Below are 16881 nucleotides of genomic sequence, written 5' to 3'. Positions count from 1 at the left end.
ACTTCCACAAGAGGGCGCTCGACATCGGCGGCGTCGGCCTCGACACCCTGCGCACGGCGCTGCTGCCACGCTGACGGGAATGCGGCCCGACCTTCAGGTGTTCATTCACATGAATAGGAAGGCATGACATGGGCATCGAATTCGGGCTGGACACCTTCGGCGACATCACGAGGGATGCGGGCGGAGAGCTCCTCACCGGGGCGCAGACGATCCGCAACATCGTGGCGCAGGCGGAACTCGCCGACACCGTCGGTGTGGACTTCTTCGGAGTGGGGGAGCACCACCGCACCGAGTTCGCCGTTTCTGCGCCGGAGATGGTGCTCGCCGCCATCGCCGCGCGCACCGAGCACATCCGACTCGGCACCGCTGTCACCGTGCTGTCGTCTGACGATCCGGTGCGCGTGTTCGAGCGGTTCTCGACACTCGATGCACTCTCGAACGGGCGGGCCGAGGTCGTCCTGGGACGCGGCTCCTTCATCGAGTCCTTCCCGCTGTTCGGCTACGACCTCCGCGACTACGACGCACTGTTCGAGCAGAAGCTCGAACTCTTCGTCGAGCTGCTGAAGGAGGAACCGGTCACCTGGTCCGGCACGATGCGCGCCTCCCTCGAGAACGCGAACGTGTTCCCGAAGACCGAGAACGGCCTGCGCACCTGGGTCGGCGTCGGCGGCAGCCCGGAATCGGTCGTGCGGGTCGCGCGCCACGGTCTCGGACTGATGCTGGCGATCATCGGCGGCCCTGCGCACCGGTTCAAGCCGTTCGTCGACCTCTATCACCGTTCGGTCGCCTCGTTCGGGACGACATCGCACCCGATCTCCGTGCACTCTCCAGGACACATCGGTGAGACCGACGCCGAGGCCTGGGATGCCGCGTATTCCGGCTTCGAGGCGATGAACAACACCATCGGACGCGAGCGCGGATGGCCCGCGTACAGTCGCGCGCGATTCCAGAACGATGTCGGACCGGAGGGCGCGATCTACGCGGGTTCCCCCGATCGCGTCGCGGCGAAGATCGCCGACACAGTCACCACTCTCGGTCTGGGCCGCTTCGACCTGAAATACGCCACCGGTACCCTTTCGCACGAGTCGATGATGCGCAGCATCGAGCTCTACGGCACCGAGGTGATCCCGCGGGTCCGCAGGATCCTCGCCGACCGCGACTGAGCGTCATCCGAGGCGGGACGGGGTTGGCGCGGCTCTACGATGAGGAGCATGGCCAACACCGCCCTGCCGAGCCGCGCGTCGCTCGCTGAGCGCCTGGACGTCCTCCCGTTCACGCGTCGTCACTTCCGCCTGCTGACCGGATCCGGCCTCGGGTGGGCGCTGGATGCGATGGATGTCGGGCTCATCTCGTTCATCCTCGCGGCGCTCACCCAGCAGTGGGATCTCAGCAAGAGCGATGCCGGCTGGATAGCGTCCATCGGTTTCGTCGGTATGGCCATAGGCGCCACCCTCGGCGGACTCCTCGCCGATCGCTTCGGACGACGGCAGGTGTTCGCGCTCACGTTGCTCGTCTACGGCGTCGCGACGGGAGCGAGCGCACTGGTCAGCGGACTTGCTGCGCTTCTCGTCCTGCGGTTCCTGGTCGGTCTGGGCCTCGGCGCCGAGCTCCCCGTCGCCTCGACCTACGTGAGCGAATTCGCTCCCGCACGGATTCGTGGTCGGTTGATCGTCGTGCTGGAGGCCTTCTGGGCACTCGGATGGACCGCCGCGGCGGTTATCGGTTTCCTCGTCATCCCGGCCTCCGACGACGGGTGGCGATGGGCCTTCGCGCTCGGCGCGATTCCCGCGGTGTACGCGCTCTTCGTCCGGTGGCGGATGCCCGAATCCCCGCGCTGGCTCGCCTCGCGGGGCCGCATCGCGGAAGCGGACCGCATCGTGTCGGCGTTCGAGGCGGATGCCGGTGTCGTCTCGGCACCGGCCATCCGGAAAGAGCCGCCCTCTCGGGCGATCGCGATCACGGCGCGCGCACGCCTCGCAACCCTGTGGAATCCGGAGTTCCGGCTACGGACGCTGTGCCTGTGGCTGGTCTGGCTCGGGGTCAACTTCGCCTACTACGGCGCGTTCATCTGGATTCCGAGCATCCTCGTGGACGCGGGTTTCGACCTCGTCAAGTCCTTCGGCTTCACCCTCATCATCACGCTCGCCCAGCTCCCCGGATATGCCGTCGCCGCCTGGCTGATCGAGGTCTGGGGGAGACGTCTGACCCTCTCGGTCTTCCTGGTGGGTTCAGCTGTGTCGGCCGTGATCTTCGGCACGGCCTCCACCGAGGGAGCGATCATCGGCGCGGGAATGGCGCTGTCCTTCTTCAACCTCGGCGCCTGGGGAGCGCTCTACGCGGTGACGCCCGAGATCTACCCCACGTCTCTGCGGGGGACCGGGGCGGGATGGGCGGCCGGGATCGGTCGAATCGCCTCGATCGTGGCGCCGCTGTCCGTCCCCGTCATCCTTCTCGCGGGGGGAGCGCCCCTGCTGTTCGCGGTGTTCGGCGTGTGCTTCCTCGGCGCAGCCGCCGCCGCCTGGGGCTTGGTCGACCGCGGCGGACAGGCTCTCGACGACCGCTGACGACGCGGGCGCACCGCCGCGAAGCGACCGCCGCGTCGTCGGGCCGCAATAGGCTGGGACGATGGCAGATGTGCGCTTCGTGGCTATCGGCGACTCGTTCACAGAGGGCGTCGGCGACGTCCTCCCGAACGGGCAGGAGCGCGGCTGGGCCGATCTCGCGGCGCAGGGGTGGGCGGACGCCGCCGGGCACCCGATCCACTACGCGAATCTCGCCATCCGCGGCAAGCTGGCCTGGCCGATCGTCGAGCAGCAGCTCGAACCCGCGCTGGCGCTGCGACCCACTCACCTTTCGTTCAACGGCGGTGGCAACGACATGCTGCGCCCTCGTACCGATGTCGAACACATCGCGGATGCGTTCAGCCGGGTGCTGCGCCGGTGCGACGAGGAGGGCGTGACGATGATCCTCCTCTCCGGCGCGAACCCCAGCGGGCAGCTTCCGATGGGGTCGCTGGTGCAGCGTAGGGGGGATCTGCTCTCCGAGGCGGTGATACGTCGGATCGAAGAACGTCCCGACGTCATCCGAGCGCTCAACTGGCCGGACCGGGAACTCTCCCGGGGCGCGTACTGGGCCGATGATCGTCTGCACATGAACGCGGCCGGACATCACCGCGTGGCCGCCCGGGTGCTCCACGCGCTGGGCTTCGAGCCTCCGGAGACCTGGTGGGCGCCGAGCGATCGTCTGGGAGCCGGTCCCTCCGGTCTCGCGTACTACCGAGAGTTCGTCGGTCCGTGGGTGCGGCGTCGCGTGACACGTACGTCATCCGGAGACGGCCGTGCCGCGAAGTATCCCACCTGGGTCGAACGGATTCCCGCGTGAGACCCGCCTGGCTACGGCGGATAGGGCCGTGAGCGACCTCGAACTGGCTCGCATCCACGCGGGCGTCGTGACCTTGACCGATGCACGTCGTAAAGAGCAGCGTGTGGTCGAGCTCGAGCCGTTCGAGATCGGGATCTATCCGGTCACGGAGGAACAGCTCGCCGACGTTCTCGACGTCCCCATGCGCCATCCGCGGCGCCCCGCATCCGATCTCTCGTGGCTGCGGGCCGTGCACTTCTGCAATGCCGCGTCCGAGTGGGAAGGCCTCGACCGGGTGTACCTGTTCGACGGCGAGGATGTGAGCTGGGACACCACCGCAGACGGCTACCGCCTGCCGACCGAAGCGGAGTGGGAGTTCGCGTGCCGCGCCGGCTCTACGGGTCCGCACTACGCGCCCCTCGCCGACGCCGCGTGGACGAGTGCGGACGGCGTGTCCACTCCGCAGGACGTCGGCGGCAAGCTCCCGAACCTGAACGGTCTCTTCGACACGCTCGGCAATGTCTGGGAATGGTGCTGGGACCTGCTGGATCCTGCCCGTTACGACGACTATCGCGTGTTCCGCGGCGGAGGGTTCGCCGACGACGCGTGGAGCGTTCGCGCGTCGGTGCGTCGTGGGGGAGCGCCGCGCATGCATCACGAGGACGTGGGTCTCCGGCTTGCGCGGGGAGCCTTCGACATTCCGGGGGAGGCCCAGGGGTGGTCGGCCCAGGGAGACCGGGAACGAGCCGTGCAGGACGGCCCCTTGCCTTCCGGGTGGACGCCACGCAGGCAGTGAGCCGCGCCGCCGGGCGACTTCTGCAGAGGACGCAACGACGGTGCGGTGATCGCCCGTTTGGTCGGTCGTCCCACGAGTGAAAAGCTGGACGCATGGCATCCGCGTACTCGCTCATCGTCTCTCAGGGTCGCGTCGCCGACCGTACCGACGGCGCCCTCATCGGTGCTCATCGAGTCGGCGAGGCGGTGTCGTCGTTGCTCGGTCTCGTCCCTCAGATCGTCGGAACGCCGACGGCGAGCACGGAAGACGATTGGTCCGTCGCGCTCCCGCAAGCGGAAGAGACACTGACCGGACTGCGCGATGCGCTGCGGAGTGCCCTCAGCGCAGGAGCGACACCGCTGCTCATCACCAACACCTGCGCGGCGAGTCTCGGCACGCTTCCGACGGTCGCCGAGCACCATCCCGATGCGATGCTGCTGTGGATCGACGCGCACGGCGACTTCAACACCCCGGAAACGACGGGGTCCGGTTACCTGGGCGGAATGGTTCTCGCGGCGGCATGCGGGCTGTGGGACAGCGGCCACGGATCAGGGCTCGATCCGAGGCAGGTCGTCGTTGTCGGCGGACGCGACATCGACCCGGCCGAGGGCGAGCTGCTCGCCGGCGCGGGCGTGACGGTGCTCGCCCCCTCCGAGAGCACACCGGAGCGGGTGCTGGAGCTCGTCTCCGGTCGGCCCGTGTGGATCCACGTCGACTGGGACGTGCTCGAACCGGGGTACATCCCGGCCGCGTACCGCGTCGGAGGTGGTCTGCTGCCGCACCAGATCGCGGCGATCTTCGCCGCTCTGTCATCGGGCTCCGTCCGAGGCGTCGAGCTCGCGGAGTTCGAAGCAGGCGACACCGAGGTTCCCGAACGCGTGAGCGTCGAGCTGATCGTCGAGACGCTGCAGCACCTGCTCCGCTGAGTCCCCAGCCCGACGCCACCCCCGCCGGCGAGTCAGCCCCGCCCTGCGTCATCTGCGTCACCATGTAACGCTTCGGATCATCCGGCACGGCGAAGCCGCACGGGGCGTAGAGCCCGCGTGCGGTGGACGTCGTGAGAAGCGGCGCTCAGCGACGACGCTCAGGGTCGAGGCCCATCCGGATCCGCGTCCGCTTGCGCTCGACGAGGATGAAGGTCGTACCGATGATCCAGAGGGGGATCGGCATGAGGAAGGCGAGGCGGAACGCCTCGAGCGTGTATGTCTCGGGCGTACCCGCGCCCTGAAGGTCGAGAGCGAGTCCGATCAGGAAGATCGCGATGAGAGCGGCGATGAACCCGCCGGCGTTGGTGACGCCGGTGGCGGTGCTCAACCGATGGCTCGGATTGTGGGTGCGGGCATGATCGAACGCGATCATGGACGCGGGCCCACCGGTTGCCAGCGCGACGGCGAGAACGTAGAGCAGCCAGATGGGAGCGGTGTCGGGCAGCGCGATGACAGCGATCCAGGCGGCCATCTGCACACCGACCGCGGGAAGCACGAGCGCGAGCGAGCGGTGATTGGGCAATCGACGGGAGAGATCTCCGATGATGGGCCCGAGAAGCATGCCGGAAACGACATATACAGAGATGATCCCCGCAGCATGTGCGGCATCGAGGCCTTCGGCCGCTGTGAGGAACGGCATTCCCCACAGCAGGACGAACGCGGTACCCGCGAACGGCGTGGTGAAATGCGACCAGAAGGCGAGGCGGGTTCCCGGGTGAGCCCACGCCGCGCGGATGCCGACGCCCGTGTCGATCGCGGAGGTGACGACGCGGATCACGCCCGTGTCGGTGTTCACGGTGACGTCGGCGCCGCGCTCGGCCGGGTGATTGCGGATGACGAGCGCCACGAGGATCGTGAACAGCACTCCGAGCCCGGCGATGCTGCCGAACGTGATGCTCCACGTCGTCGCATGCAGCAGTGCAGCGAGGGGGACCAGGGCGATCAGCTGACCGGTCTGCCCGATGATCCCGGTGAACTGCACCATGATCGGACCCCGCTGCGCGGGAAACCAGGTCGCGACGAGTCGTAGCACCGCAGGGAAGATGGCCGCGTCGCCGGCACCGAGCAGAACCCGCGCGAAGATCGCGATACCGATGCTGGGGGAGAGGGCCATGGTGAGCTGCCCCGCCGCCATCAGAAGCATGCCGATCGTCATGATCGGGCGAGAACCGAAGCGGTCGAGCAGGACCCCGATCGGAATCTGCATCCCTCCGTAGACCGCGAGCTGCACGACGGCGAACAGTGCGAGTGTCGACGCATCCGCGTCGAAGCGGTCAGCGGCCTCCACTCCGACGGCACCGAGCGACGTGCGGTTCGTGATGGAAAGCACATAGGCCGCGACACCGACGGACCAGATGATCCATGCGCGAACTCCTGGTGTGGACACGGGGGAGTGGGGGACCTGCGGCACGTATCAACGCTACTCCTGCGACGGCGGCGCCCCGTCCGTGGTCGATGTCGGAGGTGGCGACTAGCGTGACGCCATGACCAGTTCACCGCTGCACCACTCACTCGACTACGTCGAACTCGTCGTCACCGATCTCGAAGCATCGAAGCGGTTCTTCGCCGAGGCGTTCGCGTGGAGCTTCACCGACTACGGGCCGGGCTATGCCGGCATCATGTCGCCGCGAGGTGACGGCAGCGAGGTCGGTGGGCTCCTGCTCGCCGACGAGCCGCGTCCGGCCGGAGGCCCGCTGGTACTGCTCTACTCGGACGACCTCGACGCGACGATGAGCGGCATCATCGCCGCCGGTGGCACGATTCTGCAAGACCCGTACGCGTTCCCCGGCGGAAGACGCCTGCACTTCTCCGACCCCAGCGGCAACGAGCTCGGGGTCTGGTCCGCGCAGTAGATTCACGTCCCGCTCAGGGGGGATGCCTCTACCGCGAATCAGAGGAGCGCTGGCTGAGCCGGCGGTGGCCATCCTGACGCCATCTGACATAATGTACATTATCGGCTATAGATCAACCGAGACCGTGCTCCAGGAGATCGAGCGCCGATGGCGCAGGAAGACCTCACGAGGCTCAGCCGACACGCGCCGCCGAGTTCAGGCCACACGCAACTCCCGCATCCGATCGCCCCGGAGACGGAACCCGGTATCGGCGTCGACTTCTCGACTTCGCAGTTACCTTGTCGCGAGCGACGCAAGCTTTCCCGCGGATTGCTCGCATTCCCACACGTAACACGCCCGCGCCCCATGCCAGCCCCACGCACTCGCCGAGTATGTCCTCGCGCGCGGCATCAACGCCGTCATGTGTAAGATGTTACGCGATACGGTATTGGTGACGGCGACAGATCAGCTGATCCCCTCGAGCGAAGGACGCCGATGAACTCTCGAACGACACGCGTGACAAGAGGACGCTGCATCACACGCCGACTCGCCCTGGGATTGGTCGCGATCCTCGTAGGGAGCGTGCCGGCGCTGATCGCCACCGCTGCCGCGACTGCGGCGCCCGTGACTGCGATCACCGGCGTAGAGATCATGAACGCGCCACCCCTTATGACGGAAACGCCCTACACGGTCGAAGCGACCTGGGCGGTGGATGACACCGCGATGGCGGGCGACACCTTCAGCCTCGATTTTCCCGATTCGATGTCCGGATACGCGGCGTCCTTCGCACTGCGGGACGACGACGGAGCTGAGGTCGGAAGCTGCGTCGTCTCGTCCGGGTCTTTCCTCTGCACACTCGGGGACTATGTCGAGACCCACACGAACGTGAGCGGTTCGCTGCACTTCCAGGCACGTTTCACATCTGCATTCGATGACGAGTCCGTCGTCTTCACCGCGGACAACGGCCTGACGTTCGACATGGCGACTCCCGGCGGCGTGGGCGACAACGCTGCCAGCCTCCCCCAGAGTCCGGAGAAATGGGGATCCGTCAACTTCGACGGAGAGTCCATGACGTGGGCTCTGAACATCCCGGCCGAGGTCTTGGCGTCGGCCGACGGCCAACCTGTGACGATCGTCGATGAGTACGACGAGCAGCTCACCTTCGATCCGGCGGCGACCTCCGCACGCTGGACTCTCGACTCGGACTGGGGCGACGACGTCTGGCACACCGTTTCGCACGGCACGGGCGCGGGGACCTACTCCCTCGTCGCGGATGCGGCTTCTCACACTTTCACGGTGACCTTCAACGAACCGGTGACCAGCGATGACCGCGTCTACCAGTTCATCACCGTGATGGACTTTCCGTCCGGCGTCCAAGATGGCGAGGCTTTCGGCAACACCATGACGGTCGCCGGTCGTACGGTCACCGCAAGCCCCGTCACCTACGTCGCGTCCGGAGGTGACGGTGACGGTGACGGTCTCGGTGGGTTCGATGTGACCAAGACCGTGAGCGGGAACGGCGCGAATGCGGTCGATGGGGCTCAGTACACGATCGACTACTCGTTCATCGTTGCCGGTTCCGCGACGACCGGCGAGTTCGGGCTCACGGATGGCGCGACCGATGGACTCGTCGACCTGCCCGTGGGTACTGTCGTCACCCTCTCTGAGGCTTCCGCCGCGGGCGAGGACGTCATCTACGGAACGCCGATCTACACCGGTACCGGCGTCACCGACAATCGCGACGGCACAGCGACGTTCACGATCACCGACGACACCGTCGCGATCAGCCTGGAGAACCCGGTGTCGCTGGTTCCGACCACGGACCCGCCTTCGGTCCCCGATTCGCCCGTGAGCCCTGGCACGCCGGGCAGTCCCGGCACGCCGAACGTCCCGGCAGGACAGGACGGCTCACTCGCCGTCACCGGCGCTGACGCCACTCCCCTGGTTCTGATCGGTGCCGCCACCCTGCTGACAGGCGCCCTTCTCCTGATCGTGCGCAGGGTTCGTCGCAGAGGCTGACGGTCCCGGCCGATGCGAGGATGGGAAGCATGAAGCCCGCCCTCACCATCAACGGCCTGGCCAACGCCCGAGATCTCGGTGGGCTCGAGCGCGTGGACGGAACGACCACGCCCGATCGCATCTTCATTCGCGCCGAACGTCTCGATGAAGTCGATGCTTCCGGGTGGGAGGCTCTGCTCGCATACGGAGTGCGTACCGTCATCGATCTCCGTCGCCCCGACGAGTCCAGCGGCGAGGTGCCGTCTCCGCTCGCCCACGTACGGGTGGACCTCGACGGCGACGACGTCGGTTTCTGGGCGCCCTATGAAGCGGACGGACGGTGGGGAACGCCGCTCTACTACCTGGCACATCTGCAAGAGCTGCCTCATCGCCTCTCTGAGGTGCTCACCGCGCTGGCATCCGCCGACGATGGTGCGATCCTCTTCCACTGCTCTGCCGGGTGGGACAGAACGGGGCTCGTAGCCGCGGTGCTCCTCCGTGCGCTCGACGTCACCAGCGATGCAGCTGTTCGCGACTACATGGGATCGTTCGCGAACGCCGAACGGATGGCGCTCCTGCACCGACGCTCGTTCGAGGTCGAGGAAAGACACCAGATCCTCGGCCGTTTCGGGCACACACCCGATTCGGCCTTCCGCGACATGTACGAGAACCTTCGCATCGACGACTGGTTCACGGAAGCCGGCCTCGATCGTGAGACGCGCACTGCGATCACGACGTGGCGGGGCGCGGTTCCGCGAACCTGATCGCACTCATCGGCTCAGGCGCCGACGTACTCCGCGAGGTGCTCCCCCGTCACTGTCGACTTCTGGGATACCAGATCCTTCGGCGCTCCCTCGAAGACGACCCGTCCGCCATCGTGGCCGGCGCCAGGGCCGATGTCGATGATCCAGTCGGCATGTGCCATGACCGCCTGGTGGTGCTCGATGACGATCACGGTCTTCCCCGAGTCGACGAGTCGATCGAGCAGTCCGAGGATCTTGTCGACGTCTGCGAGGTGCAGGCCGGTCGTCGGCTCGTCGAGCACATAGACGTCGCCCTTCTCCCCCATCTGGATCGCGAGCTTGATCCGCTGGCGTTCGCCGCCCGACAGAGTGGACAGCGGCTGCCCGAGCGACAGGTACCCGAGCCCCACGTCTTCCATGCGGCCGAGGATCGCCGTGGCGGCGGGGAGCGTGGACTCCCCTTCGCTGAAGAACACTCGCGCCTCGGCGACTGACAGATCGAGAACCTCGGTGATGTCCTTTCCCGCGAGCTTGTACTCGAGGACGCCTGCCTGGAAGCGCTTGCCGCCGCAGTCCTCACACGGGGTCTCGATCGTGTCCATGAATCCGAGCTCGGTGATGATGACACCCGCGCCCTTGCACGAGGGGCAGGCGCCCTCGGAGTTGGCGCTGAACAGGGCGGGCTTCACACCGTTCGCCTTCGCGAACGCCTTTCGGATCGGTTCGAGCAGCCCCGTGTACGTCGCCGGGTTGCTCCGCCGGGAGCCCTTGATCGCGGCCTGATCGATCGCCACGACTCCGTCGCGCTTCGACACCGAGCCGTGGATGAGCGAGCTCTTTCCCGACCCGGCGACGCCGGTCACGACAGTGAGGACACCGGTGGGGATGTCGACATCGACGTTCTGCAGGTTGTTGGCCGTGGCGCCACGCACCTCGATCGCCCCCGATGCCGACCGCACAGCATCCTTCAGCTGCGCCCGGTCATCGAGGTGGTCTCCCGTCTTGGTGCCGCTCGCCTTCAATCCCTCGACCGTGCCTTCGAAGCAGATCTCTCCACCGGCGCTTCCCGCGCCCGGACCCAGATCGACGACATGGTCCCCGATCGCGATGGTCTCCGGTTTGTGTTCGACGACCAGGACGGTGTTGCCCTTGTCGCGCAGCTGGAGCAGCAGTCCGTTCATGCGCTGGATGTCGTGCGGGTGCAAACCGATGGTCGGCTCGTCGAAGACGTACGTGATGTCGGTCAGGGACGAGCCGAGGTGACGCAACATCTTGATCCGCTGCGCCTCTCCCCCGGACAATGTGCCCGACGGTCGCTCCAGACTGAGGTATCCCAGGCCGAGCGTCACGAAGGCGTCCAGGTTCGCGCTGAGCGCCTGGAGCAGCGGTCCGGCTCCGGGAAGATCGAGTCCGCGGACCCAGGCGGCGAGATCCGTGACCTGCATCCGGCAGGCATCGGCGATGCTGATGCCGTCGATCTTCGAGGAACGCGCGCCCTCCGTCAGCCGGGTCCCATCGCACTCGGGACAGACCGCGAACGTGGCGACGCGCTCGACGAAGGCGCGGATGTGCGGCTGCAACGCGTCGAGATCCTTCGAGAGCATCGCCTTCGTGATCTTCGGAATCAGACCCTCATAGGTCATGTTGATCCCCGAGATCTTCACCTTCGTCACCTCGCCGTAGAGGAAGAGATGGCGCTGCTTCTCGGTGAACTGCGCGATCGGCTTGTCGGCGGGGTAGAACCCGGACTGCGAGAACCCCTTCACCATCCAGCCGTCAGCGGTGTAGCCCGGCACCATGATCGCGCCCTCGTCGAGCGACTTCGATTCATCGACGATCTGAGCCAGGTCGAGGTCGGAGACTGCTCCCCTGCCCTCGCACCGTGGGCACATGCCCCCGAGGTAGATCGCATCCTTCACGATCTTCTTCTCTCCCCCGGGCCCGGTCATCACTCCGCTGGCCTTCTGGGTGGGGATGTTGAAGGAGAACGCCGTCGGACCGCCGATGTACGGCTGGCCGAGCTTGCTGAACAGGATGCGGAGCATCGCGTTCGCATCGGTGACGGTACCGACGGTCGACCGCGGGTTCGCGCCGAGACGCTCCTGGTCGACGATGATCGCGGTGGTCAGTCCCTCCAGGACGTCGACATCCGGGCGCGGCACCGACGGCATGAACCCCTGCACGAACGCGCTGTAAGTCTCATCGATCATGCGCCGAGACTCGGCGGCGATCGTGTCGAAGACGAGCGAGCTCTTGCCCGACCCTGACACCCCGGTGAAGACCGTCAGCCGCCGCTTCGGGATGTCGACGCTCACGTCTTTCAGATTGTTCTCACGTGCGCCCTGCACGCGGATCAGGTCATGGGTGTCCGCGGGGTGCTGGTCGTCGGTCATCTGCGTCCTTCGTGAATCGGAGAGTGTTCAGGCTGCTTGATTGATACGCAGCAGGTTGCCCGCGGGGTCGCGGAACGCGCAGTCGCGCACGCCATACGGCTGATCCATCGGCTCCTGCACGACGTCGGCACCGCTGTCGACGAGGCGGGAGAACAGATCGTCGACGTCATCGCTCGCGAGGGTCAGCGCCGCGTAGCTGCCCTTGGCGATGAGCTCGAGTATCGTCTGACGCTCGGTCTCCGTGATCCCCGGGTCGGTTGCCGGCGGATGCAGCACGATCGAGGTCTCCGGCTGACCCTCGGGACCGACCGTGAGCCAGCGGAGACCGTCGTAGCCGACGTCGTTGCGCACCTCGAACCCGAGGGCGTCCCGGTAGAAGGCGAGAGCGGCCTCGGCGTCGGTGTGGGGAAGGAAGGCGTAATGGATGCTGATCTTCATGGTGTTCACGTTAGATGCGTGTCGGTGCGCGGTGCTTCTTGATTCCTGATCGGTCTGGTGACCTGCTTCACCTGGAACGAGGGAATCCCCTCGACGTTCGCGGCGCGTTCACGGTACACGCTGGGTGGGACACCCACCAGCTCCGAGAATCTCGTGCTGAAGGTTCCGAGCGACGAACACCCGACTTCGAAGCACACTTCCGTCACCGTGAGGTCTCCGCGTCGCAGCAGTGCCATCGCGCGTTCGATCCGACGCGTCATCAGATAGGAGTAAGGCGACTCGCCGTATGCCTCCCGGAAGCACCGGCTGAGGTGCCCCGCCGACATGTGCACTCCGCGTGCGAGCGCCTCCACATCGAGGGGTTTCGCGTACTCCCGATCGATCCGGTCTCTGACCTTGCGCATCACGATGAGCTCGCGCAAACGCGTCTCGTCCGGGCCTGTCACCCGTCGATCCTGTCATGTCGCCCCGAGTCCCGCGATTACTTCGAGCAACACGGTCGGCGGAGCTTGCCCCACGTCCGCCTGCGAGAGCGCTACCCTGAGGGTGCATCCTCACAGGAACTTCTCAGAAAGGGGTCCCCACCATGTCTGAACCACTCACCCAGGCGAAGTCACTGTTCAAGTCGATCCGTGTCTCGCTGGCCGTAGCGGGCGTTCTCGCTCTCCTCGCCGGAATCGTCCTCCTGGTCTGGCCGGTGAAGTCCGCGGTCATCGTGACGGCGATCTTCGCCTCCTACCTCGTCATCGCGGGCCTGGTCTACATCGGCCTCGGGATCTTCTCGGGCGCGAAGGGCGGATGGGCTCGCGTCGGACACATCGTCCTCGGCCTGCTCTACGTCGTCGCCGGCGTCATCGCGTTCTTCAACCTGAGCGCCGCGGCGGCAACGCTGGCCTTCGTCGTCGTGATCTTCATCGGTGTCAGCTGGATCGTCGACGGCGTCGTCGCCCTGACGCTCCTCGGCAGCGACGGCTCGCGGGTCTGGACCGTCCTGTACGCCATCCTCAGCATCATCGCGGGAATCATCGTGCTGTTCTCGCCGCTGATCGCCGGGTTCGCCTTCTGGCTGCTGCTCGGCATCTCGCTGATCGTGCTCGGAATCATCCAGATCGTGCGTGCCATCACGCTCGGCAAGGATGAGAAGGAGTACGTCGCCGCCGTCCAGGGAGAGCCCGTCAGCTGACGTCTCCCCCCATCGCCGAATCGGCCCCGTCCTGCTTCAGCAGGACGGGGCCGATTCTCGTCTGCGGCTACTCGGCGACGAACGCGCTCACATCTCCGACGAGCCGCGTGTTGTCGGAGGGCACCGGGTCGACCGCGGCCTTGGCCACCTCGGCGGCGAATTCGGAGACGTTGTAGAGCTTGCCGGCCGATTCCCGGCGTTCGGCGATCGCGCCCGGGTTCGCCCGCTCCAGCAGGGTGGCGGTGATCGTGCCCTCGATCATGTCGCCGGAGACGACCGTGAAGCCGATCCCCTTCTCGGCGAGAGCCGGGATGAGCTCACGGAGTGCATCCTCCCCCGCTCGCTTCGACAGGGCTACCGGTTCGTACTCCGGCATGGTCGGTGTCGTCCGGATGAAGTGCGCCTGGTGGCTGGTGACGAATACGACGCGCGCCCCGTCGCCCAACAGAGGGGTCGCCGCGTTCAGCACGTTGAGCTGCGCATCCCGGTTGAGCGTGAGCGCGTAGTCCTCGGCCATCCCCGACTCCATGCCACCGGAGGCGTTCAGTACGAGGACATCCAGACGTCCGTACTCCGCGCGGACGGCGTCGAACATCTGGGCCACGGATGCGGGATCGGTGAGGTCGGCCCCCACCACGAGCGCCCGACGTCCGAGCTCGCGCAGCTGCGCGGCGAGCTTCTCGGCGCGCGGTGCCTTGTTGCGGAAGTTGATGACGACATCCGCGCCGGCCTCGGCGAGGTAGCGGACGGTGTCTGCGCCGATCCCGCGTGATGAGCCGGTGACGAGCGCCACCTTGCCGTCGAGGGAACCTGCGGGAAGAACGTCGGTCACGGTGACTCCTCATGATGCGCGAAAAGGCCGTGATCGCACGGCTCACTCACACTATCAAGGGAGCGCTGTGGCACCCGGATCGGCGGTCCCCCGCGTGATACGTTGACCACAAAGGAGGCCGCATGGACAACTTCACGACATTCGTCACGTTCATCGACCAATGGGCTTGGATCGGCTGGCTGGTCCTGATCGCCGTGTTCCTCGTCATCGAGATGCTCTCGTTGGACTTCACGTTCCTCATGCTCAGCTTCGGCAGTGTCGTCGGACTGGTGACCGATCTGCTGGGTGTCCCGGTCTGGGTGCAGGTGATCATCGCGGCCGTGGCGGCGGCAGCGTTCATCCTCTTCCTCCGACCGCCGTTGCTCAAGCGCCTCCGGCGCGGCGAAGACCCGACGAAGTCCAACGTGGACGCTCTCGTCGATCTGCGCGGCATCGCGCTGGCCGAGATCACGCAGATCTCCGGCCAGGCGAAGCTCGCCAACGGCGACACCTGGACCGCGCGCACCGCTACGCCGGTCGCCATCCCTCAGGGAGCCCCGATCGCCGTGAGCGCGATCAACGGCGCGACCGCCATCGTCCGACCCGTCAACGACTAGGAGAACCCCCTTGGACGACGCATCGTTCATTCCCGCAGCGATCGGCTGGATCCTCGCCATCGCGGTGATCATCTTCGTGGTGGTCACCGTCGCACGCGCCATCAGGATCATCCCTCAGGCGACGGCCGGCGTCGTCGAACGCCTCGGCCGCTATCACAAGACCCTCACCCCCGGACTCAACATCCTGGTCCCCTTCATCGACCGGCTCCGGCCGCTGATCGACATGCGTGAGCAGGTCGTCTCGTTCCCGCCGCAGCCGGTGATCACCGAGGACAACCTCGTCGTCTCGATCGACACGGTCGTGTACTTCCAGGTGACGGATGCCCGCGCGGCGACGTATGAGATCGCCAACTACCTCGGCGCCGTCGAGCAGCTCACCACGACGACGCTGCGAAACGTCGTCGGTGGCCTCAACCTCGAGGAAGCCCTGACCAGCCGTGACAACATCAACGGCCAGCTCCGGGTGGTGCTCGACGAGGCGACCGGCAAGTGGGGCATCCGCGTGGGCCGCGTCGAGCTCAAGGCGATCGATCCGCCCATCTCCATTCAGGACTCCATGGAGAAGCAGATGCGCGCTGAGCGTGACCGCCGCGCCGCGATCCTGACGGCGGAGGGCACCAAGCAGTCGGCGATCCTCGAGGCGGAAGGCGCTCGCCAGGCCGAGATCCTCCGAGCCGAGGGTGACAAGCAGGCCGCCGTCCTCCGCGCCCAGGGTGAGGCCGAGGCGATCCAGAACGTCTTCACCGCCATCCACCAGGGCGCGCCCGACGACAAGCTCCTCGCCTACCAGTACCTCCAGATGCTGCCGAAGATCAGCGAGGGACAGTCCAACAAGCTGTGGATCATCCCGAGTGAGCTCACCGAGGCGCTCAAGGGCATCGGCAGCGCATTCACTCCGAAGCCGGGTCAGGGCCCGACGAACACGCTTCCCGGCGCGTGACGCACCCGTACTTCACGAAGGCACGGCATCCTCGGGTCCTCGCTCACCGCGGTCTGGTCACCGCGGAGGGCGAGGATTCGGGCATCTGGGAGAACTCCGCTGCTGCCTTCGCCGCCGCACACGCGGCGGGCGCCGAGTATGTCGAGACCGACTGCCAGGTCACGGCGGATGGCGATGTGGTGCTGTTCCACGACTCGACACTCGAGAGGCTCGTCGGTGACACGCGAGCAGTGCGGGACGTGCGCACGCGGGAGCTACGCGAGATCCTCTCCGCCCACGGCGGACTGCTCACGGTGGCGGAGGCGCTCGACTCGTTTCCCGATGTGCGCTTCAACATCGATGTGAAGACACCCGCCGCTGTCGACCCGCTCGGACCGATTCTGGTCGAACACACCCACCGCGTGCTCGTCACGAGTTTCTCAGACGCGAGCCGCCGCGCCGCCGTCTCCTCCGTCTTGCGGGCCGGCGCCTCGCTTCGGCCCGCGACATCGGGCGGAAGCCGCACGATCGCGGGGCTTCGCGCGCTGTCCGCGCTCCGCCTCTCCTCCGCACGCGTGCTCCAGGGAATCGACGCGCTCCAGATCCCCGAGCGACACGGAGCGCTCACCGTGCTCACCCCTGCCCTCGTCCGCGCCGCCCACCGACGCGGTGTCGAGATACATGTGTGGACGGTCAACGATCCCGCCGATATGCGCCGTCTCGTTGCCGCTGGAGTCGATGGGATCGTCTCGGATCGGTCTGACGTCGCCCTTCGGACTCTGTCCTGAACCGACGACTCCCGACGCGCCCCATAACCTCCGGCGCT

17 protein-coding genes are annotated in these 16881 nt (G+C 66.7%); 12 read left to right on the top strand and 5 right to left on the bottom strand.

Annotated features, from left to right (window positions below; translation table 11 throughout):
- Positions 1-128 precede the first annotated feature (128 nt).
- The 5 genes from OC372_RS03460 to OC372_RS03440 all read left to right on the top strand — a co-directional run bounded on the left by OC372_RS03460 (position 129) and on the right by OC372_RS03440 (position 5061).
- A complete protein-coding gene (locus tag OC372_RS03460; RefSeq protein WP_262000933.1) occupies positions 129-1163 on the top strand; it encodes an LLM class flavin-dependent oxidoreductase in 1035 nt (344 codons plus the stop codon).
- A gap of 48 nt (positions 1164-1211) precedes the next feature.
- The gene (locus tag OC372_RS03455) at positions 1212-2564 is read left to right on the top strand and encodes an MFS transporter (RefSeq protein WP_105709934.1); all 1353 of its coding nucleotides are present in this window, start codon (positions 1212-1214) and stop codon (positions 2562-2564) included.
- Positions 2565-2625: 61 nt separating this feature from the next.
- The gene (locus OC372_RS03450; RefSeq protein ID WP_181156197.1) at positions 2626-3381 is read left to right on the top strand and encodes an SGNH/GDSL hydrolase family protein; all 756 of its coding nucleotides are present in this window, start codon (positions 2626-2628) and stop codon (positions 3379-3381) included.
- Positions 3382-3409: 28 nt separating this feature from the next.
- Positions 3410-4156, top strand: coding sequence for a formylglycine-generating enzyme family protein (locus OC372_RS03445; protein WP_262000932.1), 747 nt, complete (start codon positions 3410-3412; stop codon positions 4154-4156).
- 92 nt (positions 4157-4248) lie between these two features.
- Positions 4249-5061 (top strand): arginase family protein, encoded by an 813-nt coding sequence (locus tag OC372_RS03440; protein WP_029263385.1) that lies wholly within the window; start codon positions 4249-4251, stop codon positions 5059-5061.
- A gap of 145 nt (positions 5062-5206) precedes the next feature.
- Here OC372_RS03440 and OC372_RS03435 read toward each other — a convergent pair whose 3' ends face one another.
- Positions 5207-6532, bottom strand: a complete 1326-nt coding sequence (locus OC372_RS03435) for an MFS transporter (RefSeq protein WP_029263386.1) — start codon at positions 6530-6532, stop codon at positions 5207-5209.
- A gap of 73 nt (positions 6533-6605) precedes the next feature.
- On the opposite strand from OC372_RS03435, the gene OC372_RS03430 reads away from it, so the two are divergent.
- The 3 genes from OC372_RS03430 to OC372_RS03420 all read left to right on the top strand — a co-directional run bounded on the left by OC372_RS03430 (position 6606) and on the right by OC372_RS03420 (position 9715).
- Entirely contained in the window at positions 6606-6974 is a 369-nt protein-coding gene (locus OC372_RS03430) for a VOC family protein (protein ID WP_029263387.1), read from the top strand.
- A gap of 648 nt (positions 6975-7622) precedes the next feature.
- Positions 7623-8972, top strand: a complete 1350-nt coding sequence (locus OC372_RS03425; RefSeq protein WP_262000931.1) for an Ig-like domain-containing protein — start codon at positions 7623-7625, stop codon at positions 8970-8972.
- A 29-nt stretch (positions 8973-9001) separates the two neighbouring features.
- A complete protein-coding gene (locus OC372_RS03420) occupies positions 9002-9715 on the top strand; it encodes a tyrosine-protein phosphatase (protein WP_262000930.1) in 714 nt (237 codons plus the stop codon).
- Between the two features lie 14 nt (positions 9716-9729).
- On the opposite strand, the gene OC372_RS03415 is transcribed toward OC372_RS03420, so the two are convergent.
- Genes OC372_RS03415 through OC372_RS03405 form a run of 3 tightly spaced genes read right to left on the bottom strand, consistent with a single transcriptional unit; the run spans position 9730 to position 12929 of the window.
- Complete coding sequence (locus OC372_RS03415) at positions 9730-12087, bottom strand: excinuclease ABC subunit UvrA (protein WP_262000929.1); 2358 nt, start codon at positions 12085-12087, stop codon at positions 9730-9732.
- Positions 12088-12114: 27 nt separating this feature from the next.
- Positions 12115-12525, bottom strand: coding sequence for a VOC family protein (locus OC372_RS03410; protein ID WP_105710341.1), 411 nt, complete (start codon positions 12523-12525; stop codon positions 12115-12117).
- 5 nt (positions 12526-12530) lie between these two features.
- Positions 12531-12929 carry a helix-turn-helix transcriptional regulator gene (locus tag OC372_RS03405; RefSeq protein ID WP_051662469.1) on the bottom strand — a complete coding sequence of 133 codons (399 nt, stop codon included), beginning with the start codon at positions 12927-12929 and terminating at the stop codon, positions 12531-12533.
- A gap of 182 nt (positions 12930-13111) precedes the next feature.
- Between OC372_RS03405 and OC372_RS03400 the strand changes: the two genes are divergently transcribed.
- Positions 13112-13708 (top strand): HdeD family acid-resistance protein, encoded by a 597-nt coding sequence (locus tag OC372_RS03400; RefSeq protein ID WP_029273870.1) that lies wholly within the window; start codon positions 13112-13114, stop codon positions 13706-13708.
- 67 nt (positions 13709-13775) lie between these two features.
- Here OC372_RS03400 and OC372_RS03395 read toward each other — a convergent pair whose 3' ends face one another.
- Positions 13776-14540, bottom strand: a complete 765-nt coding sequence (locus tag OC372_RS03395; RefSeq protein ID WP_029263394.1) for an SDR family oxidoreductase — start codon at positions 14538-14540, stop codon at positions 13776-13778.
- A gap of 122 nt (positions 14541-14662) precedes the next feature.
- On the opposite strand from OC372_RS03395, the gene OC372_RS03390 reads away from it, so the two are divergent.
- The 3 genes from OC372_RS03390 to OC372_RS03380 are packed head-to-tail and all read left to right on the top strand — an operon-like array spanning position 14663 to position 16843.
- Positions 14663-15136, top strand: coding sequence for an NfeD family protein (locus tag OC372_RS03390; RefSeq protein WP_105709927.1), 474 nt, complete (start codon positions 14663-14665; stop codon positions 15134-15136).
- 10 nt (positions 15137-15146) lie between these two features.
- On the top strand, positions 15147-16076 hold the full coding sequence (locus tag OC372_RS03385; RefSeq protein ID WP_051662450.1) for an SPFH domain-containing protein: 930 nt from the start codon (positions 15147-15149) through the stop codon (positions 16074-16076).
- Positions 16073-16843 (top strand): glycerophosphodiester phosphodiesterase family protein, encoded by a 771-nt coding sequence (locus OC372_RS03380; protein WP_105709926.1) that lies wholly within the window; start codon positions 16073-16075, stop codon positions 16841-16843. Before OC372_RS03385 ends, OC372_RS03380 begins: the two co-directional genes overlap by 4 nt.
- Positions 16844-16881: the final 38 nt, after the last annotated feature.

The organism is Microbacterium sp. Mcb102 (assembly GCF_024519805.1).
Taxonomy (GTDB): Bacteria; Actinomycetota; Actinomycetes; order Actinomycetales; family Microbacteriaceae; genus Microbacterium.
The sequence above is the reverse complement of the archived record's forward strand: the minus strand, read 5'-3'. Positions and strand labels throughout refer to the sequence as shown.

What these genes read in the sequence shown, in the direction of transcription:
- OC372_RS03460 (WP_262000933.1), top strand. Translation starts at nt 129, where the DNA reads ATGGGCATCGAATTCGGGCTGGACACCTTCGGCGACATCACGAGGGAT.
- OC372_RS03455 (WP_105709934.1), top strand. Translation starts at nt 1,212, where the DNA reads ATGGCCAACACCGCCCTGCCGAGCCGCGCGTCGCTCGCTGAGCGCCTG.
- OC372_RS03450 (WP_181156197.1), top strand. Translation starts at nt 2,626, where the DNA reads ATGGCAGATGTGCGCTTCGTGGCTATCGGCGACTCGTTCACAGAGGGC.
- OC372_RS03440 (WP_029263385.1), top strand. Translation starts at nt 4,249, where the DNA reads ATGGCATCCGCGTACTCGCTCATCGTCTCTCAGGGTCGCGTCGCCGAC.
- OC372_RS03430 (WP_029263387.1), top strand. Translation starts at nt 6,606, where the DNA reads ATGACCAGTTCACCGCTGCACCACTCACTCGACTACGTCGAACTCGTC.
- OC372_RS03425 (WP_262000931.1), top strand. Translation starts at nt 7,623, where the DNA reads ATGACGGAAACGCCCTACACGGTCGAAGCGACCTGGGCGGTGGATGAC.
- OC372_RS03420 (WP_262000930.1), top strand. Translation starts at nt 9,002, where the DNA reads ATGAAGCCCGCCCTCACCATCAACGGCCTGGCCAACGCCCGAGATCTC.
- OC372_RS03415 (WP_262000929.1), bottom strand. Translation starts at nt 12,087, where the DNA reads ATGACCGACGACCAGCACCCCGCGGACACCCATGACCTGATCCGCGTG.
- OC372_RS03410 (WP_105710341.1), bottom strand. Translation starts at nt 12,525, where the DNA reads ATGAAGATCAGCATCCATTACGCCTTCCTTCCCCACACCGACGCCGAG.
- OC372_RS03405 (WP_051662469.1), bottom strand. Translation starts at nt 12,929, where the DNA reads ATGCGCAAGGTCAGAGACCGGATCGATCGGGAGTACGCGAAACCCCTC.
- OC372_RS03400 (WP_029273870.1), top strand. Translation starts at nt 13,112, where the DNA reads ATGTCTGAACCACTCACCCAGGCGAAGTCACTGTTCAAGTCGATCCGT.
- OC372_RS03390 (WP_105709927.1), top strand. Translation starts at nt 14,663, where the DNA reads ATGGACAACTTCACGACATTCGTCACGTTCATCGACCAATGGGCTTGG.